The sequence below is a fragment of the Bradyrhizobium jicamae genome (assembly GCF_001440395.1).
In the GTDB taxonomy this organism is placed as follows: domain Bacteria; phylum Pseudomonadota; class Alphaproteobacteria; order Rhizobiales; family Xanthobacteraceae; genus Bradyrhizobium; species Bradyrhizobium jicamae.
This window is the reverse complement of record NZ_LLXZ01000011.1, coordinates 1-19,021: the sequence shown is the minus strand read 5'-3', so window position 1 is coordinate 19,021 and position 19,021 is coordinate 1. Positions and strand designations below refer to the sequence as shown.

General features: G+C 63.9%; 19 protein-coding genes, 1 tRNA gene and 1 pseudogene. 11 read left to right on the top strand and 10 right to left on the bottom strand.

Annotated elements, in window-relative coordinates; all coding sequences use genetic code 11:
* Positions 1-47: 47 nt before the first annotated feature.
* Both CQ12_RS43305 and CQ12_RS02300 read right to left on the bottom strand, forming a co-directional pair.
* Positions 48-191: a hypothetical protein gene (locus CQ12_RS43305; protein WP_157087954.1), complete on the bottom strand. Its 144-nt coding sequence runs from the start codon at positions 189-191 to the stop codon at positions 48-50.
* 52 nt (positions 192-243) lie between these two features.
* Entirely contained in the window at positions 244-1,101 is an 858-nt protein-coding gene (locus CQ12_RS02300) for an alpha/beta fold hydrolase (RefSeq protein ID WP_057833746.1), read from the bottom strand.
* A gap of 129 nt (positions 1,102-1,230) precedes the next feature.
* Here CQ12_RS02300 and CQ12_RS02295 point away from each other — a divergent pair, with 129 nt between their 5' ends.
* On the top strand, positions 1,231-1,968 hold the full coding sequence (locus CQ12_RS02295; protein WP_063799664.1) for a lysophospholipid acyltransferase family protein: 738 nt from the start codon (positions 1,231-1,233) through the stop codon (positions 1,966-1,968).
* Here the strand turns inward: CQ12_RS02295 and CQ12_RS02290 are convergent.
* Positions 1,965-2,522, bottom strand: a complete 558-nt coding sequence (locus tag CQ12_RS02290; protein ID WP_057833744.1) for a TMEM175 family protein — start codon at positions 2,520-2,522, stop codon at positions 1,965-1,967. The genes CQ12_RS02295 and CQ12_RS02290 overlap by 4 nt on opposite strands.
* Positions 2,523-2,700: 178 nt before the next feature.
* Positions 2,701-2,787, bottom strand: a tRNA-Leu gene (locus CQ12_RS02285).
* A gap of 188 nt (positions 2,788-2,975) precedes the next feature.
* Between CQ12_RS02285 and CQ12_RS02280 the strand changes: the two genes are divergently transcribed.
* The gene (locus tag CQ12_RS02280) at positions 2,976-3,410 is read left to right on the top strand and encodes a hypothetical protein (protein ID WP_057833743.1); all 435 of its coding nucleotides are present in this window, start codon (positions 2,976-2,978) and stop codon (positions 3,408-3,410) included.
* A gap of 109 nt (positions 3,411-3,519) precedes the next feature.
* Here the strand turns inward: CQ12_RS02280 and CQ12_RS02275 are convergent, their stop codons facing one another.
* Both CQ12_RS02275 and CQ12_RS02270 read right to left on the bottom strand, forming a co-directional pair.
* Positions 3,520-4,722, bottom strand: a complete 1,203-nt coding sequence (locus CQ12_RS02275) for an FAD-dependent monooxygenase (RefSeq protein WP_057833742.1) — start codon at positions 4,720-4,722, stop codon at positions 3,520-3,522.
* Between the two features lie 7 nt (positions 4,723-4,729).
* On the bottom strand, positions 4,730-4,975 hold the full coding sequence (locus CQ12_RS02270; RefSeq protein WP_057833775.1) for a zinc-finger domain-containing protein: 246 nt from the start codon (positions 4,973-4,975) through the stop codon (positions 4,730-4,732).
* 248 nt (positions 4,976-5,223) lie between these two features.
* Between CQ12_RS02270 and CQ12_RS02265 the strand changes: the two genes are divergently transcribed.
* Complete coding sequence (locus CQ12_RS02265; protein WP_057833741.1) at positions 5,224-6,381, top strand: hypothetical protein; 1,158 nt, start codon at positions 5,224-5,226, stop codon at positions 6,379-6,381.
* A gap of 55 nt (positions 6,382-6,436) precedes the next feature.
* On the top strand, positions 6,437-7,189 hold the full coding sequence (locus tag CQ12_RS41715) for an alpha/beta fold hydrolase (RefSeq protein WP_083519091.1): 753 nt from the start codon (positions 6,437-6,439) through the stop codon (positions 7,187-7,189).
* Positions 7,190-7,204: 15 nt separating this feature from the next.
* Here the strand turns inward: CQ12_RS41715 and CQ12_RS02255 are convergent.
* Positions 7,205-8,560: pseudogene (locus tag CQ12_RS02255) on the bottom strand (hypothetical protein); the annotation flags it as partial.
* A 205-nt stretch (positions 8,561-8,765) separates the two neighbouring features.
* On the opposite strand from CQ12_RS02255, the gene cysE reads away from it, so the two are divergent.
* Both cysE and CQ12_RS02245 read left to right on the top strand, forming a co-directional pair.
* On the top strand, positions 8,766-9,593 hold the full coding sequence (cysE, locus tag CQ12_RS02250) for a serine O-acetyltransferase (protein WP_057833738.1): 828 nt from the start codon (positions 8,766-8,768) through the stop codon (positions 9,591-9,593).
* Positions 9,594-9,701: 108 nt separating this feature from the next.
* Entirely contained in the window at positions 9,702-9,920 is a 219-nt protein-coding gene (locus tag CQ12_RS02245) for a DUF3126 family protein (protein ID WP_025590201.1), read from the top strand.
* Between the two features lie 131 nt (positions 9,921-10,051).
* On the opposite strand, the gene CQ12_RS02240 is transcribed toward CQ12_RS02245, so the two are convergent.
* Complete coding sequence (locus CQ12_RS02240) at positions 10,052-10,765, bottom strand: hypothetical protein (RefSeq protein ID WP_057833774.1); 714 nt, start codon at positions 10,763-10,765, stop codon at positions 10,052-10,054.
* Between the two features lie 219 nt (positions 10,766-10,984).
* Here CQ12_RS02240 and CQ12_RS02235 point away from each other — a divergent pair, with 219 nt between their 5' ends.
* Together CQ12_RS02235 and CQ12_RS02230 are read left to right on the top strand one after the other, a co-directional pair.
* Positions 10,985-11,314, top strand: coding sequence for a DUF6949 family protein (locus tag CQ12_RS02235; protein WP_057833737.1), 330 nt, complete (start codon positions 10,985-10,987; stop codon positions 11,312-11,314).
* Between the two features lie 73 nt (positions 11,315-11,387).
* Positions 11,388-11,918, top strand: coding sequence for a gamma carbonic anhydrase family protein (locus CQ12_RS02230; RefSeq protein WP_057833736.1), 531 nt, complete (start codon positions 11,388-11,390; stop codon positions 11,916-11,918).
* Between the two features lie 36 nt (positions 11,919-11,954).
* Here the strand turns inward: CQ12_RS02230 and CQ12_RS44820 are convergent, their stop codons facing one another.
* The gene (locus tag CQ12_RS44820; RefSeq protein ID WP_198164047.1) at positions 11,955-12,122 is read right to left on the bottom strand and encodes a hypothetical protein; all 168 of its coding nucleotides are present in this window, start codon (positions 12,120-12,122) and stop codon (positions 11,955-11,957) included.
* Positions 12,119-12,346: a hypothetical protein gene (locus CQ12_RS02225; RefSeq protein WP_057833735.1), complete on the bottom strand. Its 228-nt coding sequence runs from the start codon at positions 12,344-12,346 to the stop codon at positions 12,119-12,121. Before CQ12_RS02225 ends, CQ12_RS44820 begins: the two co-directional genes overlap by 4 nt.
* 706 nt (positions 12,347-13,052) lie before the next feature.
* Here CQ12_RS02225 and CQ12_RS44815 point away from each other — a divergent pair.
* The 3 genes from CQ12_RS44815 to CQ12_RS02205 form a co-directional block, all read left to right on the top strand.
* A complete protein-coding gene (locus tag CQ12_RS44815) occupies positions 13,053-13,670 on the top strand; it encodes a hypothetical protein (RefSeq protein ID WP_083519088.1) in 618 nt (205 codons plus the stop codon).
* Between the two features lie 104 nt (positions 13,671-13,774).
* Positions 13,775-13,927: a hypothetical protein gene (locus CQ12_RS43295; RefSeq protein WP_198164048.1), complete on the top strand. Its 153-nt coding sequence runs from the start codon at positions 13,775-13,777 to the stop codon at positions 13,925-13,927.
* A 328-nt stretch (positions 13,928-14,255) separates the two neighbouring features.
* The coding region (locus tag CQ12_RS02205; RefSeq protein ID WP_198164046.1) for an MBG domain-containing protein at positions 14,256-19,021 on the top strand (4,766 nt) is incomplete at its 3' end.

The following is a 19,021-nucleotide window of genomic DNA, read 5'->3' as shown; positions in this document are numbered from 1 at the left end:
GACGGAGGTTTCGTCCTCCGTCGCGCTTCGTTTTTTTGCAGTCGGCTTCAGCAGTGGCTGTCGCGCTCCAGTTCCGGGCCGTCGTTCAGAAGCGGCGAGCGAACCTGTGGCTGTTGTGGCTGACGCGCCTGGTTCCGGGCCGGCTTGCGGTTGGTTGCGGCGGGTTTATCCAAGGGTTGTTCGTTGGCCAATTTGTCGTGCTCCTTTTTGTGCACGACAACATTCTTGCGTGCGTTGCGTTCCTTACATCGGATGCGCCGCGAGATGTTCCAGCATTAATTCGCATACACGTTCCGGCGCCTGATCCGCCGCAAAGTGGCCGACGCCGGGCAACTCCTCGAAGCGATAGGGCGCGGCGATGAAATCGACGGTGCCTTCGGCCGCGATACGGCCGACGGTGTCGTCGGCATCGCCCCAGACATAAAGCGTCGGCACGCGGATCGGGCCGAGCGGCCCGCGGATCGCGCCGCGCGCGCGATACCAGGCCAACGCGGCTTCCATTGCGTCTTTGTTGCCGAGTACGGCGAGATGCATCTCGATCGCGTCCGCGGGAACGCCGTTGGCGGTGAGACGCTCGCGCAGCCATCTGGCGTCGTCCGCGAGCACAATATCGGCGGCGTCAGGTTCCAGAAACGCCTTGTGATGTTTTGAGCGCTGCGCCTGTTCGCTGTCGGTTTCGAGCGCGCGGTTGAAGGCGTTTGGATGTGGCCGCGAGAGAATCGTGAGCGAGGCCAACCGTTCGTGGTGGCGGTCGGCGATGCCCCAGGCGATGCTGCCGCCCCAGTCATGGCCGGCGAGATGAAAGCGTGCGTCGCCATAGCCTGCGGCCGCGGCGATCGCCAGCGCATCGTCCATCAGGCGGTCGATCAGGTAGTGCGAAAATTCGCGCGGATCGGGGCGGGCGCCCGGCGAATAGCCGCGCTGGCCCGGCGCAATGGCGCGATAACCCATGTCGCCGAGCGCCGTGACCTGCGCGCGCCAGCAATGCATCGATTCCGCAAAGCCGTGCAGCAACAGCACCAGCGGCGCGCCGGGCGGGCCGGCCGTGATGGCATCGAAGACGAGATGCGGCGCGATGACGATCTTTTCGCTGTCGGGCATGCGGCGATCCTGGACGGATAATCGGGCCGATCCATGTCGACGCCTATTTCAGCCGGGCGGGCGGAATTGTGCAAGCCGGGAAAAGTGCTGTATGGGAAGCCGCATCAGAGGCCCGAGAGGACGGAACGTTTGCATTATCTGAGGTCCATACTGTTCGATGCCGTCGTGGTGATCCTGACGGTCGTCGTTGCATCGACGGTGCCGTTCATGGCGCTGTTCAACGCGAGCAGCGCGACGGTGCGTGCGGTGTCCCAGGTGTGGGCCAAAGGCATCATGTTCCTGATGAAATACGTGGTCGGGCTGGATTATCGCGTCGAGGGGCGTGAGCACGTTCCCGACGGCCCCTGCATCATTGCCTGCAATCATCAATCGCTGTGGGAGACCGCAGCGCTCTGCGTGATCTTCCCCGACGCCAGCATCGTCGCCAAGAAGGAGCTGAGAAAGCTACCGATGGTGGGCTGGTTTCTCGAGCGCTATCCAATGATCCTGGTCGATCGCTCGGCCGGCCGCCATGCGCTGCGCCAGATGGTCGATGAAGCCAAGCGCGCGGTCGGCGAGGGCCGCAAGGTGCTGCTGTTTCCGCAAGGGACGCGGCAGGCGATCGACGAGCCCGTGGTGTTTCAGTCCGCCGGCATCTCCGCGCTCTACACCAATCTCGAAGTCCCCGTGGTGCCGGCAGCATGCAATTCCGGGCTGTTCTGGGGCAAGAAGACCCTGATGATGCACTCCGGCACCATCACGCTCTCGTTCCTGCCGCCGATCGCGCCGGGCCTGCCGCGCAAGGAATTTCAGGAAAAGATGGAGCGGATGATTGCGGAGGAGGCGAGCCGATTGCTGAAGGTGAGCGAGGCGAAGGTCGCGCGCTAGCTCTCGCGCCGCGCGGCGAGCCAGCCTGCGAGCGGCGCGAGAAACGCCAGGCACCAGATGAGCTGTGAGATTCTCGGCGCGGCGAAAGCTACGACCGTCCCGAGCACGAACACGCCCAGTGGAAACAGCGCCGTCGCCAGCAACTGCGGATTGCTTTGGCCCCGCAGCGCTAGCACCCACAACAGCGCGTTCAGCGCGGCGATCACGGTCAGGTGGAATCCATAGAGCACCGCGATCACGCCATCGACCCGATAGACGCCGTAGAGACCGTTCGTCACCGGCAGGATGATGATCGAGAGCAGAAAAAACAGATTGAGAAACACTACGCCGCGGCCGCCTTCCGGCGCGACCGCAAGCCGCCGGTGATGACTGAACCAGAACAGCCCGGCGACGATGAAACTGATCGTCAGCGCGATGACGGGATGCGCGTAGACGTGAATCAGACCCATCCAGGTCGGCGCTTCCTTGAAACTGCTGGCCTTCGGCAGATCATAGGCGAGCAGCGTCATGGCAACGCCGAAGATGGTGTTGCTCAGCATCTCCAGCCGGCGCATTTCGAAAAGACCGATTTGCGGCAATGTAGTCCCCCGTCTCCCAAGTCCGTTCCCGGCCACACGGCTCAAGCTATGCCTCGCAGGGCGCGGCTTGCCTAGCCATAGCTCGCGGCCGAAAAGCCTGCCTTCGCCTGTCGGCTTCGGCGCGGCAGCCTTCACTCGCTTTGCGAGCGAAGGCTGGTGCGGGCGGTGGGACTCGAACCCACACGACGTTGCCATCGAGGGATTTTAAGTCCCTTGCGTCTACCAGTTCCGCCACGTCCGCTTAGTCTCAGGAGATCAGATACTTAGCGCGTTTTCCGGAGAAGTGAAATTGGGTTATTCTCCGGCCCGAACGCCCCCCACCTTTAAGTGAGCGCGCGCGCCAAAGCAAAGCCTCAATGCGGACACTTGGGGTGTTTACTTGCGGCGAGCTTTAGGCGATCTCAACATAATCCACCTAACGAAGGTCCGATGTCGAACTCGTTGTCCCATCGCCGGTTATTTTCGCGGAGCCTTGCCGCGCTGGCGCTGGTTGCGCTCAGCGTCGGGCTGGCCGGCTGCGCCAGCATGAGCGATACCATTTCGCCGGCCTTCGCCGATCCCGCCAAATACGATCTCTACGATTGCAAGCAGCTCGAGCCGGAGCGCAAGAGCCTTGCCGCGCGCACCGCGGAATTGCAGGGGCTGATGACGAAGGCTGAATCCGGCGTCGCCGGTCCGGTGGTGGCGGAGATGGCCTACCGCAACGACTACATCGCGCTCCGCGGACAATCGAAGCTGGCCGAGGAGGCGTGGCAGAAGAACCGCTGCTATGAATCGCAACCGGAAGCCAGGCCGGCGCCGACCCCGCCATCGATTGCGCCGGCTCCCGTCGCCAAGAAGGGCCGTACGAAGACGAGCGGCTAGCGCAAATTAGTAGCTGTCTTGTAGCCCGGATGAGCGAAGCGACATCCGGGAATTACGCGGGTAGCCGTTTCCGTTTGTCGCTGCGCTCATGCGGGCTACGGTCTCCCCACTACACCCGCCAGTCATAAATCCAGTTCTGCCGCGCCAGCATGCGCTCCCGGCCCATCGCCTTGATGGCGAGATCGCGCGCCAGCGCCAGCGGTCCGGTGAGATGATAGATGCGTCCTTGTTGTCGGGCGGCGCGCTGCACCCGCAGCACGCGGCCGCGACGCTGCCGGCCATAGCGCTTCAGCGCCGCCGGGATGCCAGCGATATTGTCGCCCTGGCTCTCGCTCAGGCATTTTGCGAGCACCGCAGCGTCTTCGATCGCCATGCCCGCGCCTTGCGCGGCAAACGGCAGCATCGCATGCGCGGCATCGCCGAGCAGTGCGACCGCGCCCTCGGTCCATTCGCCGAGATCGGGCAGGGTGAACAGCGCCCATCTCCGCCAGCCGTCGACGGCGCCGATCAGCATCCGCGCGGTCGAAGGCCAGCGCTGCGAGGCGAACGCGCTCTTCAGTTCATTGGCGTCGCCCGGCGCGCTCCAGCCCGGCCGGTTCCAGGTTCCCGGCACGATCGCGACCACGTTGATTTGCCGCGCTCCCGAGATCGGGTAGGCGACCAGATGCGCATCCGGCCCCATCCAGAGCTGCACGCGGGCCGAGGTATATTCGCGCGGCAGCGTCGTCGCATCGAGAGTGCCGCGCCAGGCGATCAGGCCGGAAAATTGCGGTTGCACGTCCGGGAACAGATGGTTCCGCACTGCAGACCAGATGCCGTCAGCGCCGACCAGCGCCGCTGCCAGCTCCTGTTGCCGCGTATTGCCGCGGCGCTGCACCACCGTCAGCCCCCTGGCATGCGAAGTCACGTCTTCGAACTGGCTGCCGAGCCTGAGGTCGATGTCCGGATGTTCGTTGACCGCCGCCAACAGCGCGGCTTGCAGATCGGCGCGGTGCATCACCCAATAGGGCGCGCCGGCACGAAGGCTGGCGGCCTCGCCGAGCGGCAGGCGGGCGATCTCGCCACCCGCGCGGGCGCTCATGATGTTGATGGCCTCGGGCGTCACGGCCCGGGCTGCGAGCCGTGAGCGCAGGCCGAGGTCGACCAGGATCCGGCTGGCGTTGGGAGAAAGCTGCAGCCCGGCGCCGGCTTCCTCCAGCCGTTCCGCCTTCTCCAGGATAATGACGCGAAAGCCCTTGGCCGCGAGCGAAAGCGCTGCCGTCAATCCCCCGATCCCGGCACCAGCAACGATGATGGTGCGCGGGGCAGCCACCGAAAGGTCAGGCGACCTTGTCCCTCAGGACGCATTCCGGCGGGCGGGCCTCGCCTGCGGCGAGGTCGGCGGCAAAGCGGTACAGCGTCGAGCAATAGGGGCAGATGATCTCGTTGTCGTTGCCGAGGTCGAGAAAGACGTGCGGATGGTCGAACGGCGGGTTGGCGCCCACGCACATGAATTCCTGCGAGCCGATCTCGATTACCGAGACCCCGGCGTCGTTATGGAAATGCGGGACGACATGGTCGGACATCAGTTTCACCTTGGATAGCGACGACAGGCGCACGCAATCAACGCGACGCGGCAGGTTCGAAATGCCGCGCACCATAGTGGGGGGTGCCGATGATTCCTAGAGCCGATTCGGGATGTCCCCGCCGCACATTTGCTCATGCAAATTCGACACAATCTTGTCGTCGGTGAAAAGCCCTTCTTTCGTCGGGGCAGTTGTGTCTTAAAAACGGCATACCATTTAGAGAAAGACGAAAACATTAGGTTTTTTGGATGAGGCGATTGCGGCTCGGTTCGGCTCTGGCAGGGGCATTGGGATGCCTTGCGCTCAGCGTGGCGGTGTGCGCCGCGCTGTGGCCGCACGCCCGTGAGGCCGGCGCCATTCTGGCCGCGCAGGACGATCCCGCGGCGCTGTCCGATATCCATATCAATTCCGCCCTGCGGAGCAATCAGGCGCTGGTCACCGAGAATATCGAGGCCGCACTCGCGGAGGGCGATTCCGACCTCGCCAACAGCTTCGTCGAACTCGCCCGCGACAGGGGCATTGCCGTCAGCGATGAACTGTCGAAGCGCGTCAGCGATGCCGTAACGGAGGCAGGTTCGGCGTCGCATTTTGCCAAACGCTTTGCCACGGGTCTCGTGACCGGCAACGCCGACGACGTCGCGAGCCTGTCGGGCACGATCGCCGGCGATCTGTTCGTGTTCGGCGACATCAGGGACGTCGTGCGCGAGGGCAAGCATCTGGCGACCGGCGAGGAAGTAGACCGGCTGGTGCTGGGTCTGGCGACGGTGGGTCTCGCGGTAACCGCCGCGACCTACGTATCCGTCGGTGGTCTCGGCCCGCTGCGCGCCGGTCTTTCCATGGTCAAGGACGCCCGCAAGGTCGGACGTCTCGGGGAGGGGCTGACGCAATGGGCCGGCCGTTCCGCGCGCGAGGTCGTGGACGCGCCTGTGCTGCAGCAGGCGGTCGCGAAGGGTTCGGTGCTGCGGCCCGGCGACACCATCAGCGCGATCAAGGCGGCGTTCCGCGCCGAGAAGGCTGGCGCGCTGGTGCGGCTGGCAAAGGACGTCGGACGCGTCGGCGAAAAGGCCGGCACGCGCGGCGCGCTCGACACGCTGCGCATCGCGCAAGGACCGAAGGATGTCGCCCGCGCGGCGCGGCTTGCCGAATCCAAGGGCAGCCAGACCCGTGCGATTCTGAAGGTGCTTGGCCGCGGCGCTCTGCTGCTGGCAACCGGCGCCTTCAATCTGACGATGTGGGTGTTCGGCGCGCTATTGGCGCTGTTCGGTTTCCTCTCGTCGATCAAGGCGACCACCGAGCGCGCAACGGAAGCGTGGCTGCGCCGCAAGAAAGCGCGGCGGTTAAGAATGCAGGCGGCGGCAACCTTGCCGTCCGGCCCGGCTCTGGCGGGCGCTGCCGCGCAGGGCTAGACTTGCAGCCATTGCATACTCGTCCGTTTTGATCCCCCAAGAAATGGAACTGATGATGCCGAGTTTTCACAACGGCGCTGTCGAAATTGCCTATCTCGATGAAGGCGAGGGTGATCCGATCGTTCTCGTGCACGGCTTTGCCTCCAGCAAGAATGTGAACTGGGTCTATCCGACCTGGGTTTCCGACCTGAAGAAGGACGGCCGCCGCGTCATCGCGCTCGACAATCGCGGCCATGGCGAGTCGGAAAAGCTCTATGATTCCGCTGATTACGAAATTGCGATCATGGCCGGTGACGTCATCGCGCTGCTGGATCATCTGCAAATCGAGCGCGCCGACATCATGGGTTATTCGCTGGGCTCGCGCATGACCGCGATCCTGGCGCGCGAGCAGCCGCAGCGGCTGCGCTCGGCGATTCTCGGCGGCATCGGGATCGGGCTGATCGAGGGCGGCGGCCCCGGCGAGAACGTGGCGATCGCGCTGGAGGCGCCGTCACTGGAGGACGTCACCGATCCGGTCGGGCGGACGTTTCGCGCTTTCGCCGACCAGACCCGCTCCGACCGCCGCGCGCTGGCCGCCTGCCTGCGCGGCTCGCGGCGGCTGATGACATCGGAGGAAGCCGCAGGGATCGGCGTGCCGGTGCTGATCGCGGTCGGTACCAAGGACGAAATCGCCGGCTCAGCCGCGGCGCTCGGGAAAATCATTCCGGGGGCCGAGGTGCTCGACATTCCGAACCGCGATCACATGCGCGCGGTCGGCGACAAGGTCTACAAGGTCGGCGTCACCGACTTCCTGTCGCGACGGCAATGAGCGGTTGCGCGCGTCTTCACCGCCGAATTGCCTGACGGCCGCGACCAGCACCACCGTGGTCGCAAGCCACGCCATCCGCGCGCCGTAACGGTCATGCGGGCCGGATATTACCGCGCAGATGAAGGCGTTGCCGAGCACGGCTGATGAGACCGTGCCGGCGAGCAAGGTGAGATCATCTAACCGTCGGCGCAGCACGCCGTGGCCGAACAGGATGACGGCCAGCAGCATCGACGCCAGCGCGACGGGAACGTGAATCCGGTTGATCGCGGTGAAGTCGAAATGCCAGCGCTGCTGCTGCGCCGCGCGCATCGGCTTCACCTGTGCGGGAAGAAAGCGCTCGATGATGCCGTAGGTATGGCCGAGCCAGACACCGATGCCTTCGCCGGTGGCGACCTGTACCAGTTGCTGCGCCGTCCCCGTCAGCGCCGACTGGGCCTGCCAGGCCGGATATTCGGCCAGCGAATGCAGCACGATATAACCCATCTCGTCGTTCAGTCCCTGAAAGCGGCCTAGCTTGTTGAACATGCTGTTGCCCCACAGGAACTGATCCGCCGTGGCGGGAAGCCGGTCGCGATAGGGGCAGAGCTTGAAATCTTGCTTCGGACAATGATCGCGCAAATATTGCGCGACGATGCCGTCCTGCAGCATCCGTCCGAAGGCGACGCCATAGCCGCCGGGCGTCCATGCCAGTTTGCCTGACAGAGCAAAATTGGTCGCGAGCAACAGCGCAGCTCCGGCGACGATGCTGAGGCTGCCTTGCGTCAGCCCGGAAACGGAAATCCGACCGCGCAGAAAAGGGCAGGCGATCCACCCCATGCAGCACAGTCCGAGCAGCACCGCGAGTGTTGCACTATGCGTTGCCGCGGCGAACGCGGTAAGGCCGAACAGCAGGCACTTTTCCGGAATCGAGGTCCGCTCGCCCTGCGTGACCAGGATGAAGAGCGCGAGCACGGCGAGGCCGGCAAAAATATCGGTCAGGAGCGTGCTGGTGAGCCACGGGAGCGAGGTGGTCAGGGCCAGGACGATGCTCATGGCCAGCAGTCGCAATGGTTGGGACTGGCCCAGCACGCGCAGCGTCAGCTGCAGGATCCACAACGTCGCCAGCGCCTGGATTCCGAGATTGATCCAGAAGCTCGAATCCTCGCCGAAATGCAGATAGAGGCCAAACGTCGTGGAGCGGCTGGGCACCAGGTAGCCTTCGTACCATCGCGCCAGATAGCCGCCGGTATCCCACTGGAGCAGGGGGTAGCCATTCCACAGGGCGGGGGCTAGCAACATCAAGGGGATGGCGATGGCGGCAATCCACGCAGCCCGCGAGTCAGCAGCGGTCCGCGCCTGCAATATCTGCGTGCTGATGTGACTTTCCCCCATCAGCCCCAGCATCCGGGAATGGCTGGCCGGCTGAAATTGACCAATAGTCGGACATGATCCGGCTTGATTTCCTGTTTTGGCTGACCACCTTGAACTGACCCCGGACGGCATTTGGCGGTGGTTTACTCTGCCAAAGCGTGCCCGGGACAGAAGCCCGCCCGCCGTGCTATAATATCGGCCAACCAAGCGAATTTGCGAGAGCCATATGGCAGTGCATCAGGTCAATCCGCAAGCGTCGAAGATCGCCGCGCTCGATCCGATCTGGGACCGCATCCGGGGTGAGGCGGAAGACATCGTCCGCCGCGAGCCCGAGCTTGCTTCCTTCATCTATTCGACCGTGCTGCATCACGACCGCCTCGAAGATTCGGTCGTGCATCGTATCGCTGAGCGGCTCGATCATTCGGCGCTATCGGGCGATTTGATCCGCCAGACCTATGACGAGGCGCTGCGCGACGAACCCGATCTCGGCAACGCATTCCGTGCCGATCTTGTGGCGGTCTACGATCGCGACCCCGCAACCTCGCGCTTCATCGATCCGTTGCTCTACTTCAAGGGCTTTCACGCGTTGCAGACCCATCGCCTTGCGCACTGGCTTTATCAAAAGGGTCGCAAGGATTTCGCCTATTATTTGCAGAGCCGCTCGTCGGCGGTGTTCCAGACCGACATCAATCCCGCCGCGAAGATCGGCCGCGGTATTTTCCTCGACCATGCCACCGGCTTCGTCTGCGGCGAGACTGCCGTGATCGACGACGACGTTTCGATCCTGCACGGCGTCACGCTGGGTGGCACCGGCAAGGAGAACGAGGACCGTCATCCGAAGATCAGGCGCGGCGTGCTGATCGGGGCGGGCGCAAAGATTCTCGGCAATATCGAGATCGGCCATTGCGCACGCATCGCGGCAGGCTCAGTGGTGGTCAAGCCGGTGCCGCACAACGTCACGGTTGCCGGCGTTCCCGCCAAGATCGTCGGCGAAGCCGGCTGTGCGGAGCCGTCACGCACCATGGATCAGATGCTCGGCGCAATCGGCCTTTGATTTTCCACACTTTCTGCCATCCGTATTTGTGAAGTTACGGCTGGTAGTCTGCGCCGTCTCGTCCTAAAAACCTCCCGGAAATTTAGAGAATCCGATTGGAGACCGCCCGTGGACGTTCAGGAAGTCAGGAAGCTAGACGCCTATCTCAAGCGCGTATTCGGCAATCCCAAGATCCGCGTCGTGCCGCGCCCGAAAAAGGACGACTCCGCCGAAGTCTATATCGGCGAGGAGTTCATCGGCGTGCTGTTCGTCGATGACGAGGACGACGATCGTTCGTTCCAGTTTCAGATGGCGATCCTCGAGGAGGATCTCGCCGACGTCGGCTAGGGCGCGCATTTCTTGCCACAGCGCCGTAGCGCCGTAGGGTGGGCAAAGCGAAGCGTGCCCACCATTTCGAAGCGCGATCAATGATAGATGGTGGGCACGTCGCTAACGCTCCTTTGCCCACCCTACGAAATCTAGCCCCTCGGCCCACGCATCTGCGCCGTCAGCCGCTCCATTGCGTTCGCAACTTCGCGCCATTGCGACAGCCAGCTCCGCGGAAATCGGAACGTCAGGTCGGCGCCGTCGACGCGGCGCTCGCTCAGGCACATGCCGGGCGTCTGGCCATCGCGCGAGCAGCGTGCGTTGAGGCTCGGCGACGTGGCGGAGAACAGGTCCTCATTGGCGTAGGGCGAGCCGTCGCGAAAGGCGCGCATCGTCAATGCATCGTCGATCGGTGCTGTCTTCTGTTCGAGGTAACGCGGATAGATGGTGCGAACCCGCATGTCCGGCGCCAGTGAATCGTGGTGGGCCGATATCGAGACGAAGATCCGGTCGATCGGCTGCACCTTTTCCTCGACCGTATCGGCGCTGACGTGCTTCGGCGCATCCGGCGGTTCGAGCGAGGGGAAGACGAAGCTGAGATCGACCCGTTCCTGCGGGCCCGAGTGGCGCTGGATCTTGCGGCGGATAGCTGATGTCGGCACGTTGAAGAGCGTGGCGCCGACGCTGACGGGCAGCCGTCCCGGCGCGCTGGCGGGCCGCGCTACCCAGGTCGGCCACAGCAAGTAGGCGACCAGCGCGATGGCGCCCGCCGCAATGGTTACCGCGACCATGATCAGGATCATGTGCGAGCGCGGGTCCCTGCGGGTATCGCGGGCAAGGTGCTGGGCCGTCGAAAGCAGGGTCATGAACGAGGCATCGGTCGGGGAGGCGTCAGGCGAATCATCTAGCGAATATGCCATGGGGCGCGTGATTTCCTCATGATTTCGCGGGAGTCAGCCCCTTCAAGCCATGCGCAAACGAGGTTCCGGCGGCCCGTCGTTAACCTTTCCTTAAGGATGCTGTGGCGGCCACCGGCCAATTTTGCGAAAGCAGGGCGCGCGGTTTGTCGAGTAGCGGAAGTTGTCATGTCGCCCGAAGCATTGAATTCCCTGTTCGCCCTGTGCATCGGCTTTGCGTTCGCAGGCGCGCTCGCCAGCGGCTATCAGGCAATGGCGGAGCGGCCGGCGGGGTTCGGCCTGCTGGGCGAGGGCGTGGCGCCGAAGACGTTTGCTTTCGTGCCGTTCCTAGTCTTCGCCGCACCGTTCATCATCATGCGCAACACGCTGCGCGGCGCGAAGATCGAGCGCCGCCGCTTCGAATTCGTGATGATGGCGACCGTGCTTTCCGGATTCTGGAGCATGATGTCCGGCACGTTCTTCCTGATGACGCTGCGTGCCGCGGGCGTGCTGGCCTGAGGCTGTCGGCCTGTTCGCTTGATCCCCTGCCTGCGGCTGTGCCAAGGTCTCCGTCAACGGAGACCTTTTTGTTATGGCGATCTACGAACTCGACGGGCAGGGGCCTGAACTCCCCGGAGACGGAAACTATTTCATCGCAGATACCGCTGTCGTGATCGGCAAGGTGCGGCTGCTGAATTCCGCCAGCGTGTGGTTCGGCGCGGTGCTGCGCGGCGATAATGAGTGGATCGAGATCGGCAAAGGCTCCAACGTGCAGGACAATTGCACCTGCCACACAGATCCCGGCTTTCCGCTCACGATTGGCAGCAACTGCACCGTTGGCCACAACGTTATCCTGCACGGTTGCACGCTTGAAGACGACGCGCTCGTCGGAATGGGCTCGATCGTCATGAATGGCGCGCGAATACGCCGCGGCAGCGTCGTAGGCGCAGGCTCGATCATTACCGAAGGCAAGGAGTATCCCGAATATTCCCTGATCATCGGCTCGCCCGCGCGCGCGGTCCGGACGTTGACGCCGGAGCAGTCGACAGCGATGGGGCGTGCCGCGAAGTCCTACGCGCTCAACGGACCGCGATTCAAAAACGGACTGAAGAAGATCGGCTGAAGACCCGCAGGTCTGCATCCGGCATTCAAACGCGGCTCAGGTGCCCTCGCTCTCGTTGGCTTCGCGAGGGCCGGCGATCTGTTCATGCCCGGCGGCCCACAGCGCATGCTCGTCGCTGCCATTCTGGTACGGATTGGCTTCCGCCGGAATGTTCTGGCGCGCGGCGCGCTGGCCTTCCTCGAAAGGGTCCGGGTCGGAATTCATGACGGCGTCCTTCCGGTTTTCGATTTCGTCTTCCGCCCCGTCGCGGCCTTCGAAACACCGGCGCTCTTCTTCAGCGCATCCTTGAGATCGATCGGAATGCCGTGCTTCTTGAACAGGTCGGCAAAGGCCTCGTCGGCCAGTTCCTGAAACGTCGCCATCCGGTCGCGTGCAAGCTGTTTGAGCTTGTCGAACGTGTCGTCGTCGAAGGCGATCAATTTGCGCAAGCGCGATCACTCCGGGCGTCGAACGGTTGTGATTGAATGATCTGGCGCGGGAATCGTTCCGGCAGGAACAAGGGCAGGGGCGCGGTCGTTGCTCTCGAAAGGGAGATTTCCGATGAAGCTGGCGTCTGTAACGGCCGCGGTTGCGGCAATCGCAATCCTGATATTCCCGGTCGCTTCCTTTGCTCAGAGCTCAGGCGGGTCCGCGGGCGGATCATCCGCCGGTAGCAGTAGCGGAAGCGCTGCCGGCTCGCCGAGCGCAGGCTCCGCCGGTGCCGGATCGCAGGGCATCAGCGGCGTTCCTCCCGGGCCCGCCGCCCCCGGCGGACTGAACAACGCTGGCGAAGATCCGAGCGGCGCGGCGAACCCGGTAAGGCGCGCGTCGCCGCCCGCGCCAGGCACGAATACCGCGGGCACCGCCCAGTCGTCGGGTCGCGGCGTCAACACCGAAAGCGGTGTAACGACGGGCTCAGGAAGATCGGCGGGGTCAGGAAGCGTTGACGCTGCAATCTCTGACGAGAACAAGACGGTCGATCGCAAGATCAAGAGCATCTGCCGCGGCTGCTGATCTTGAAAATACAGTCGCGCAGAAGTGAGCAAAATTACCCAGCCACTTCCGAGAACTCGTCCTAGAGTTGGTCCGGGATCTGTGAGGATCCGACGCCGAAAGCGTCGAGCGTTCGAACGCGAGATCACGGAGGGATGGGTCATGTTACGCAAGATGATGATCGCCCTGTTCGCATGCGCATCGGTCGCCATGCTTGTGCCGGACGTGGCGATGGCCCAACGCGGTTTTGGCGGTGGCGGCTTCCGGGGTGGCGGAATGGGAATGGGCGGCGGTGGTTTCCGCGGCGGCGGAATTGGAATCGGCGGTGGCGGCTTCCGCGGCGGCGGGATGGGAATAGGCGGCGGCGGCTTCCGCGGCGGTGCGATTGGAGTAGGTGGCGCCGGCTTCCGGACTGCTGCGATCGGCGGCGGTTTCCGTCCGGCCGCGATCGGGGGTGGCTTCCGTGCGGCCGCTCTGCCGGCTGCCGGATTTCGCGGTGGCGGATTTGCGGTCAACAATTTCCGCGGTGGCTTCCGCCCCGGATTCGGATTCAGGCATCGGAGATTTCCGATCGCCGCGGCGGCAATCGGCGTCGGATTGGGCTACGGCCTCTACGGTGGCGGTTACTACGACGATTATTATGACTACGGTTATCCGTATTACGCCGGCTATGGCTACGACGATCCCTACTACTATGGCGACGGCGGTTGCTACATCGTACGGCGAAGTGTGCTTACGCCGTATGGCTGGCGATTCCGGTCCGTGCAGGTCTGCGGCTAATCAGACGCAGACGGGATGAATAGCGCGGCCTCGGTGCTATTACGCCGAGGCCGCTGGTGGTATTTCTTGCTGACACTGTCCGCGTCACACGGGGGATGTTGAACATGCTCACAGCGCCCGCATTGACATTGTTGTTCCTGATGGTGGTGGTTGCCCTGGGTACGGCGTTCGTCTGGATGTTCTGGGAAATCGAGCAGGCGATGTCCCGGCTGCGTCGGATGTCCAGACCACGTCGCAAGAGCGATGGCTTGCACTAGCGAACGTCACATTGCCCGGTCTGTCTCGCGCGATGCCTCGCGACTGGCTTCCTGCCTGATATCTGCAATTTTCCGATAAATTGCGCTTGATGCTTGATACATCCTTAGATGGGAACCTGTCAGGGTTCCATCTGCACGAAAACGTGCATGTCCGACAAAGAACTTGGGAGACGAACAGCTTGCAGTGCCGCCTTACGCGGATGGTGGTTCAATGATCGTCTCATCCAGGTTGTGTTTTTTGTCGTCCGACCGGCCGTCCACCAGGATTTTTCGAGCCTCCGTCAGCCTGATCGCGCTGCTATGCGGCCTTGGTTGTGCGCAACCGTCGATGGCGCAATCGCTGCCGACCGGTGGCACGGTGGTCGGCGGGAACGTTGCGATCGGCTCGACGTCGCCGACCAGCCTGACAATCTCGCAATCGAGCCGCACCGGAATCGTCAACTGGTCGAGCTTCTCGGTCGGGCAGGGCAATCAGGTCCAGTTCAATAATGGCAGCGGCGCGACGCTCAACCGCGTCACCGGCAACGTGCCGTCGTCGATCAACGGCGTGGTGTCGGCAACCGGCTCCGTCTACCTCGTCAATCCGTCGGGGGTGGTCGTCGGGCCAACCGGCATGATCAAGACCGGCGGCAGCTTCGTCGCCTCGACGCTGGATGTGAAGGACGCCGATTTCCGGGCCGGCGGCGCGCTGACCTTCAGCGGCAACAGTAATGCCTCGGTCGTCAATCTCGGCAAGATCGGTTCGTCGAAGGGCGACGTCGTCCTGATCGCGCGCCAGGTTCGTAACGACGGCTCGCTGACCGCGCGTGGCGGCACCGCCGCGATGGCGTCCGGCAGCGAGGTGCTGCTGAGCGACGGCTCGCTCGGCAATGGCAAGGTGCTGGTGCGGCGCCCGGCGCAGGACGGCGAGATCAGAAACAGCGGCGCGATCCGCGCCACGGAAGTGGAGTTGCGCGCCAATGGCGGCAACATCTATGCGCTGGCCGGCAATATTGGCGGGGCGATCTCGGCAACCGGTGTTGCCAGCAAGGGCGGGCGCGTTTTCCTCACCTCCGAGGGCGGCTCGGTCAATGTGACGCAGAAGGTGGTGGCGCGGCGCATCCAGGCGGATGCCCCAACTGCGCCGGTGCGTTCAGGCGGAGAGCGCGCGTTCACCGGCGGCGACGTCGTGGTCAGCGGCGACAAGGTGATGGTCGGCGGCGCTATCGTTGCCAAAGGCAGCAACGGCGCCGGCGGCACCGCGGTGGTGACCGGCAGGGACGTCACCCTGACCTCGGGCGCAAAGATCGACGCCAGCGGAACGTCGGGCGGCACCGTGCTGATCGGCGGCGACCGCGCCGGCGGATCGGACGCCGCGCGGAAGTTTCTGCCGCAGGCCATCGCCAACGCGCAGAACGCGACGATCGAGGCGGGCGCAACGATCATGGCCGATGGCACGTCGGGCGCCGGCGGCAATGTGGTGGTGTGGTCGGATGGCGCGACGTCGTTTGGCGGCGCCATCAGCGCCACCGGGCTGCGCGGCGGCTTCATCGAGACCTCGGGCCATGCGTTCGACTTCGCGGGCGGCAGCGTCAATGCCGGTCCCGGCGGCACCTGGCTGCTCGATCCGGTGGATCTGACGATCAATTCGACGCTCGCCGCCACCATCGCGAGCGCGCTCAACGGGAACAGCAACGTCACCCAGGAGACGAACGCCGCCGGCAGCGGCGGCAGCGGCGACATCACGGTGGCCAGCGGCATCAGCTGGTCGACCAGCGCGACGCTGACGCTGAGCGCCTATCGCAACATCGCGGTCAACGCCAACATCACCAGCACCGGCGGCGGTGGCCTCGTGCTGCGTGCCGACAATGCCGGCACAGGCACCGGCACCGTGACGTTCGGCGGCGGGCAGGTATCGACCGCGGGCGCGGTCTCGATCTACTACAACCCGACCGGCAGCAATTCGACGGTCAACGCCACCAAATACACGGCGCCGACGCAGACGAATTTCAGCGGCAACGTAACCGGTGGCGCCACGCTCAAGACGAACATGCTGGTCAACACCGTCTTTGACCTGCAGAACATGAAGAATAACCTGGCCGGCGCCTATGCGCTCAGCCGCGACATCGATGCCAGCATCACGTCCACCTGGAACAGCGGGGCCGGGTTCCAGCCGATCGGTGGCAGCAACTCCTTCACCGGGAATTTGGACGGCCAGGGCCACACGATCTCGGGCCTCTTCATCAATCGGCCGTCAGACCAATACGTCGGGCTGGTCGGCTATCTCGCCGCCGGCAGCATGGTAAGCAACGTTGGCATCATTGATGCGTCCGTCACCGGCGGGACTACTGTCGGTGCGATCGTCGGCGGGAACTACGGAACGGTCAGCAATGTCTACTCAAGCGGATCGGTCACCGCCATCTCTGCCGGCGCCGGCGGGCTCGTCGGCTACAACTTTTACAGTCTGTCGAATGGTTACTCGAACAGCACTGTGCGCGGACCGTTGTATGTCGGCGGCGCCGTTGGGTTGAACAATTGTGCCAATCCATGCGTCAATTTTCCCGGCGTAGTATCGCAAGTCTATGCGACGGGCGCTGTGATCGGTACGGGCACTGGCCCAACTTCTATCGGCGGCCTCGTCGGCTTCAACGGCAGCACAGTCACGGCGTCCTATTGGGACAGCTACACCAGCGGGCAGACGCTCGCCATCGGCAGCGGCTCAGGCAGCGCGACGGCCGTGACCAGCGACCCGGCGCAGTCAGCCGCGGCCAACTACGCCTTCAAGCAGAGCGCCTATGGCGGCTTCAGCTTTCCGGGAACGGGCTCGACCGGCTGGTACATGGTCGACGGCCAGACCCGGCCGTTCGGCCGCTGGGAATACCAGACCACCATCACAAACGCGCACCAGCTTCAGTTGATGGCGATGAATCTCGGCGCGAGCTACACGCTGGCCGGCAATATCGACCTCAGCTCCAGCCTTGCGGCCGTCAACGGCAAGTATCCCGGCATGTGGACGTCGGCGGGTTTTTCCCCGATCGGCAGCACCGCCTCGAAATTCACCGGAGCGTTCAACGGCCAAGGGTACACCATTGCCAACCTGACCATCAATCGATCGACGACCGATGATGTCGGACTGTTTGGATATGTCGGCACGGGTGTAACGGTGCAGGACGTCGGTCTGCTCGGCGCCGCAGTAACCGGCAAGGCCGAGGTCGGCGCTTTGGCCGGCAACAATGCCGGGACCATTACGCGGTCTTATGCGACCGGCGTGGTGAACGGCAGCGGCAATGATGTCGGCGGGCTGGTCGGCAGAAACACCGGTACAGGCAGTAACATCACGCAGTCCTATGCAGGAGTGACGGTCGGCGGCAGTTCCAACCCTAATGTCGGTGGACTTGTCGGCTTCAATGACGGCACGATCACGCGGTCCTATGCGACCGGTGCGGTGAGCGGCACCGGCAATAATGTCGGCGGGCTGGTCGGGATAAGCACCAGTACGGGCAACATCACGCAATCCTATGCCAGCGGGACGGTCGGCGGCGCCAACTCTTATGTTGGTGGACTTGTCGGCATCAATGAAGGCACGATCACGGAGTCCTACGCGGTCGGCGCTGTCAACGGTGGGAGCGAGGTCGGTGGGTTGGCCGGCGGTAACGCCAAGGCTATCACGCGCTCCTATTCGACCGGCGCGGTGAACGGCAGCGGCAGTGATGTCGGGGGGCTGGTCGGGAAAAACGTTGGTACGGGCAGCAGCATCACGCAATCCTACGCCAGTGGGACGGTCGGCACTCCCAACTTTTTTGTCGGCGGGCTTGTTGGCAACAATGAAGGCACAATCGCGCAGGCCTACGCTGTCGGTACTGTCACTGGGCAGTACGTTGGAGGTCTGGCCGGCAACAATAGCGGCAGCATCACCCAGGCCTACGCCGCCGGGGCGGTGAGCGGCACCGCCCCCGGCGGGCTGATCGGCAATAACGGTGGCACCATCAGCCAATCCTATTTTGACACGGTGACGACAGGCCAGAACGCCGCCATCGGAAACGGAAGTGTCAACGGCGGGATCGGCCTGACGACCAGCCAGATGCAGAATCCTGCCAATTACGCGACCACATACACCGGCTGGGATTTTACCAACGTGTGGTCGGCGCCGAGCGCCGGCTACTATCCGCAGCTCTACGGCGTCAACTACGTCCTGCGCGTCGAGCCCGCCAATGCGTCACGGGTCTATGGCGACGCCAATCCGGCTTTCACCTATACGACGACCTACGGCCTGCACACGGGCGACACGTCAGCCATTCTCTCCGGCCTCTCGCTGTCGACGGCGGCGACGGCGACCTCCAATATCGGCAGCTACGCGATCACAGCGGGCGGTAGCGTCATCAGCGCCACCGGGCAGGCCTATCGCCTGATCCAGACACCTGCCACGCTGACGGTGACGCCGCGGGCGATCACGGTGACGGCCGACGCCAGGAGCCGCGTCTATGGCGATGCCAATCCGGCGCTGACCTATCAGGTCGGGGGCTCCGGGCTGGTCAATGGTGATACGCTGTCGGGCGCGCTGGCAACATCGGCGACGACAGCCAGCAATGTCGGCACCTACGGGATCACCCAAGGTACGCTCGCGGCCTCGTCTAACTACACACTGTCTTCCTTTACCGGCGACAACCTGACAGTCACGCCGCGCACGATCACGGTGACGGCGGATGCGAAGAGCCGCGCCTATGGCGACGCCAACCCGCCGTTGACCTATCTGGTCGGCGGCTCAGGCCTCGTCAATGGCGATACGCTGTCGGGCGCTCTGGCGACGTCGGCGACCACGGCGAGCAATGCCGGCGTCTACGGCATCACGCAGGGTACTCTGGCCGCCTCGACCAACTACACGCTATCCTCGTTTACCGGTGCCAACCTGACGGTAACACCACGCGCGATCACGGTGACTGCGGATACGAAGAGCCGCGCCTATGGCGATGCCAATCCGGCGCTGACCTATCTGGTCGGCGGTGCTGGTCTGGTCAATGGCGATACTCTGTCGGGCGCTCTCGTGACGTCGGCGGCGACATCGAGCAACGTCGGCACCTACGGGATCGGGCAGGGAACGCTGGCCGCCTCGGGCAA

Coding starts and splice junctions, on each gene's coding strand:
- CQ12_RS02270 (WP_057833775.1), bottom strand. CDS start 4,975: ATGTCCGACCATGTCGTCCCGCATTTCCATAACGACGCCGGGGTCTCG.
- CQ12_RS02290 (WP_057833744.1), bottom strand. CDS start 2,522: ATGCGCCGGCTGGAGATGCTGAGCAACACCATCTTCGGCGTTGCCATG.
- cysE (WP_057833738.1), top strand. CDS start 8,766: ATGGCAGTGCATCAGGTCAATCCGCAAGCGTCGAAGATCGCCGCGCTC.
- CQ12_RS02235 (WP_057833737.1), top strand. CDS start 10,985: ATGTCGCCCGAAGCATTGAATTCCCTGTTCGCCCTGTGCATCGGCTTT.
- CQ12_RS02230 (WP_057833736.1), top strand. CDS start 11,388: ATGGCGATCTACGAACTCGACGGGCAGGGGCCTGAACTCCCCGGAGAC.
- CQ12_RS43295 (WP_198164048.1), top strand. CDS start 13,775: ATGCTCACAGCGCCCGCATTGACATTGTTGTTCCTGATGGTGGTGGTT.
- CQ12_RS44820 (WP_198164047.1), bottom strand. CDS start 12,122: ATGAATTCCGACCCGGACCCTTTCGAGGAAGGCCAGCGCGCCGCGCGC.
- CQ12_RS02280 (WP_057833743.1), top strand. CDS start 2,976: ATGTCGAACTCGTTGTCCCATCGCCGGTTATTTTCGCGGAGCCTTGCC.
- CQ12_RS02240 (WP_057833774.1), bottom strand. CDS start 10,765: ATGACCCTGCTTTCGACGGCCCAGCACCTTGCCCGCGATACCCGCAGG.
- CQ12_RS44815 (WP_083519088.1), top strand. CDS start 13,053: ATGTTACGCAAGATGATGATCGCCCTGTTCGCATGCGCATCGGTCGCC.
- CQ12_RS02265 (WP_057833741.1), top strand. CDS start 5,224: ATGAGGCGATTGCGGCTCGGTTCGGCTCTGGCAGGGGCATTGGGATGC.
- CQ12_RS41715 (WP_083519091.1), top strand. CDS start 6,437: ATGCCGAGTTTTCACAACGGCGCTGTCGAAATTGCCTATCTCGATGAA.
- CQ12_RS02300 (WP_057833746.1), bottom strand. CDS start 1,101: ATGCCCGACAGCGAAAAGATCGTCATCGCGCCGCATCTCGTCTTCGAT.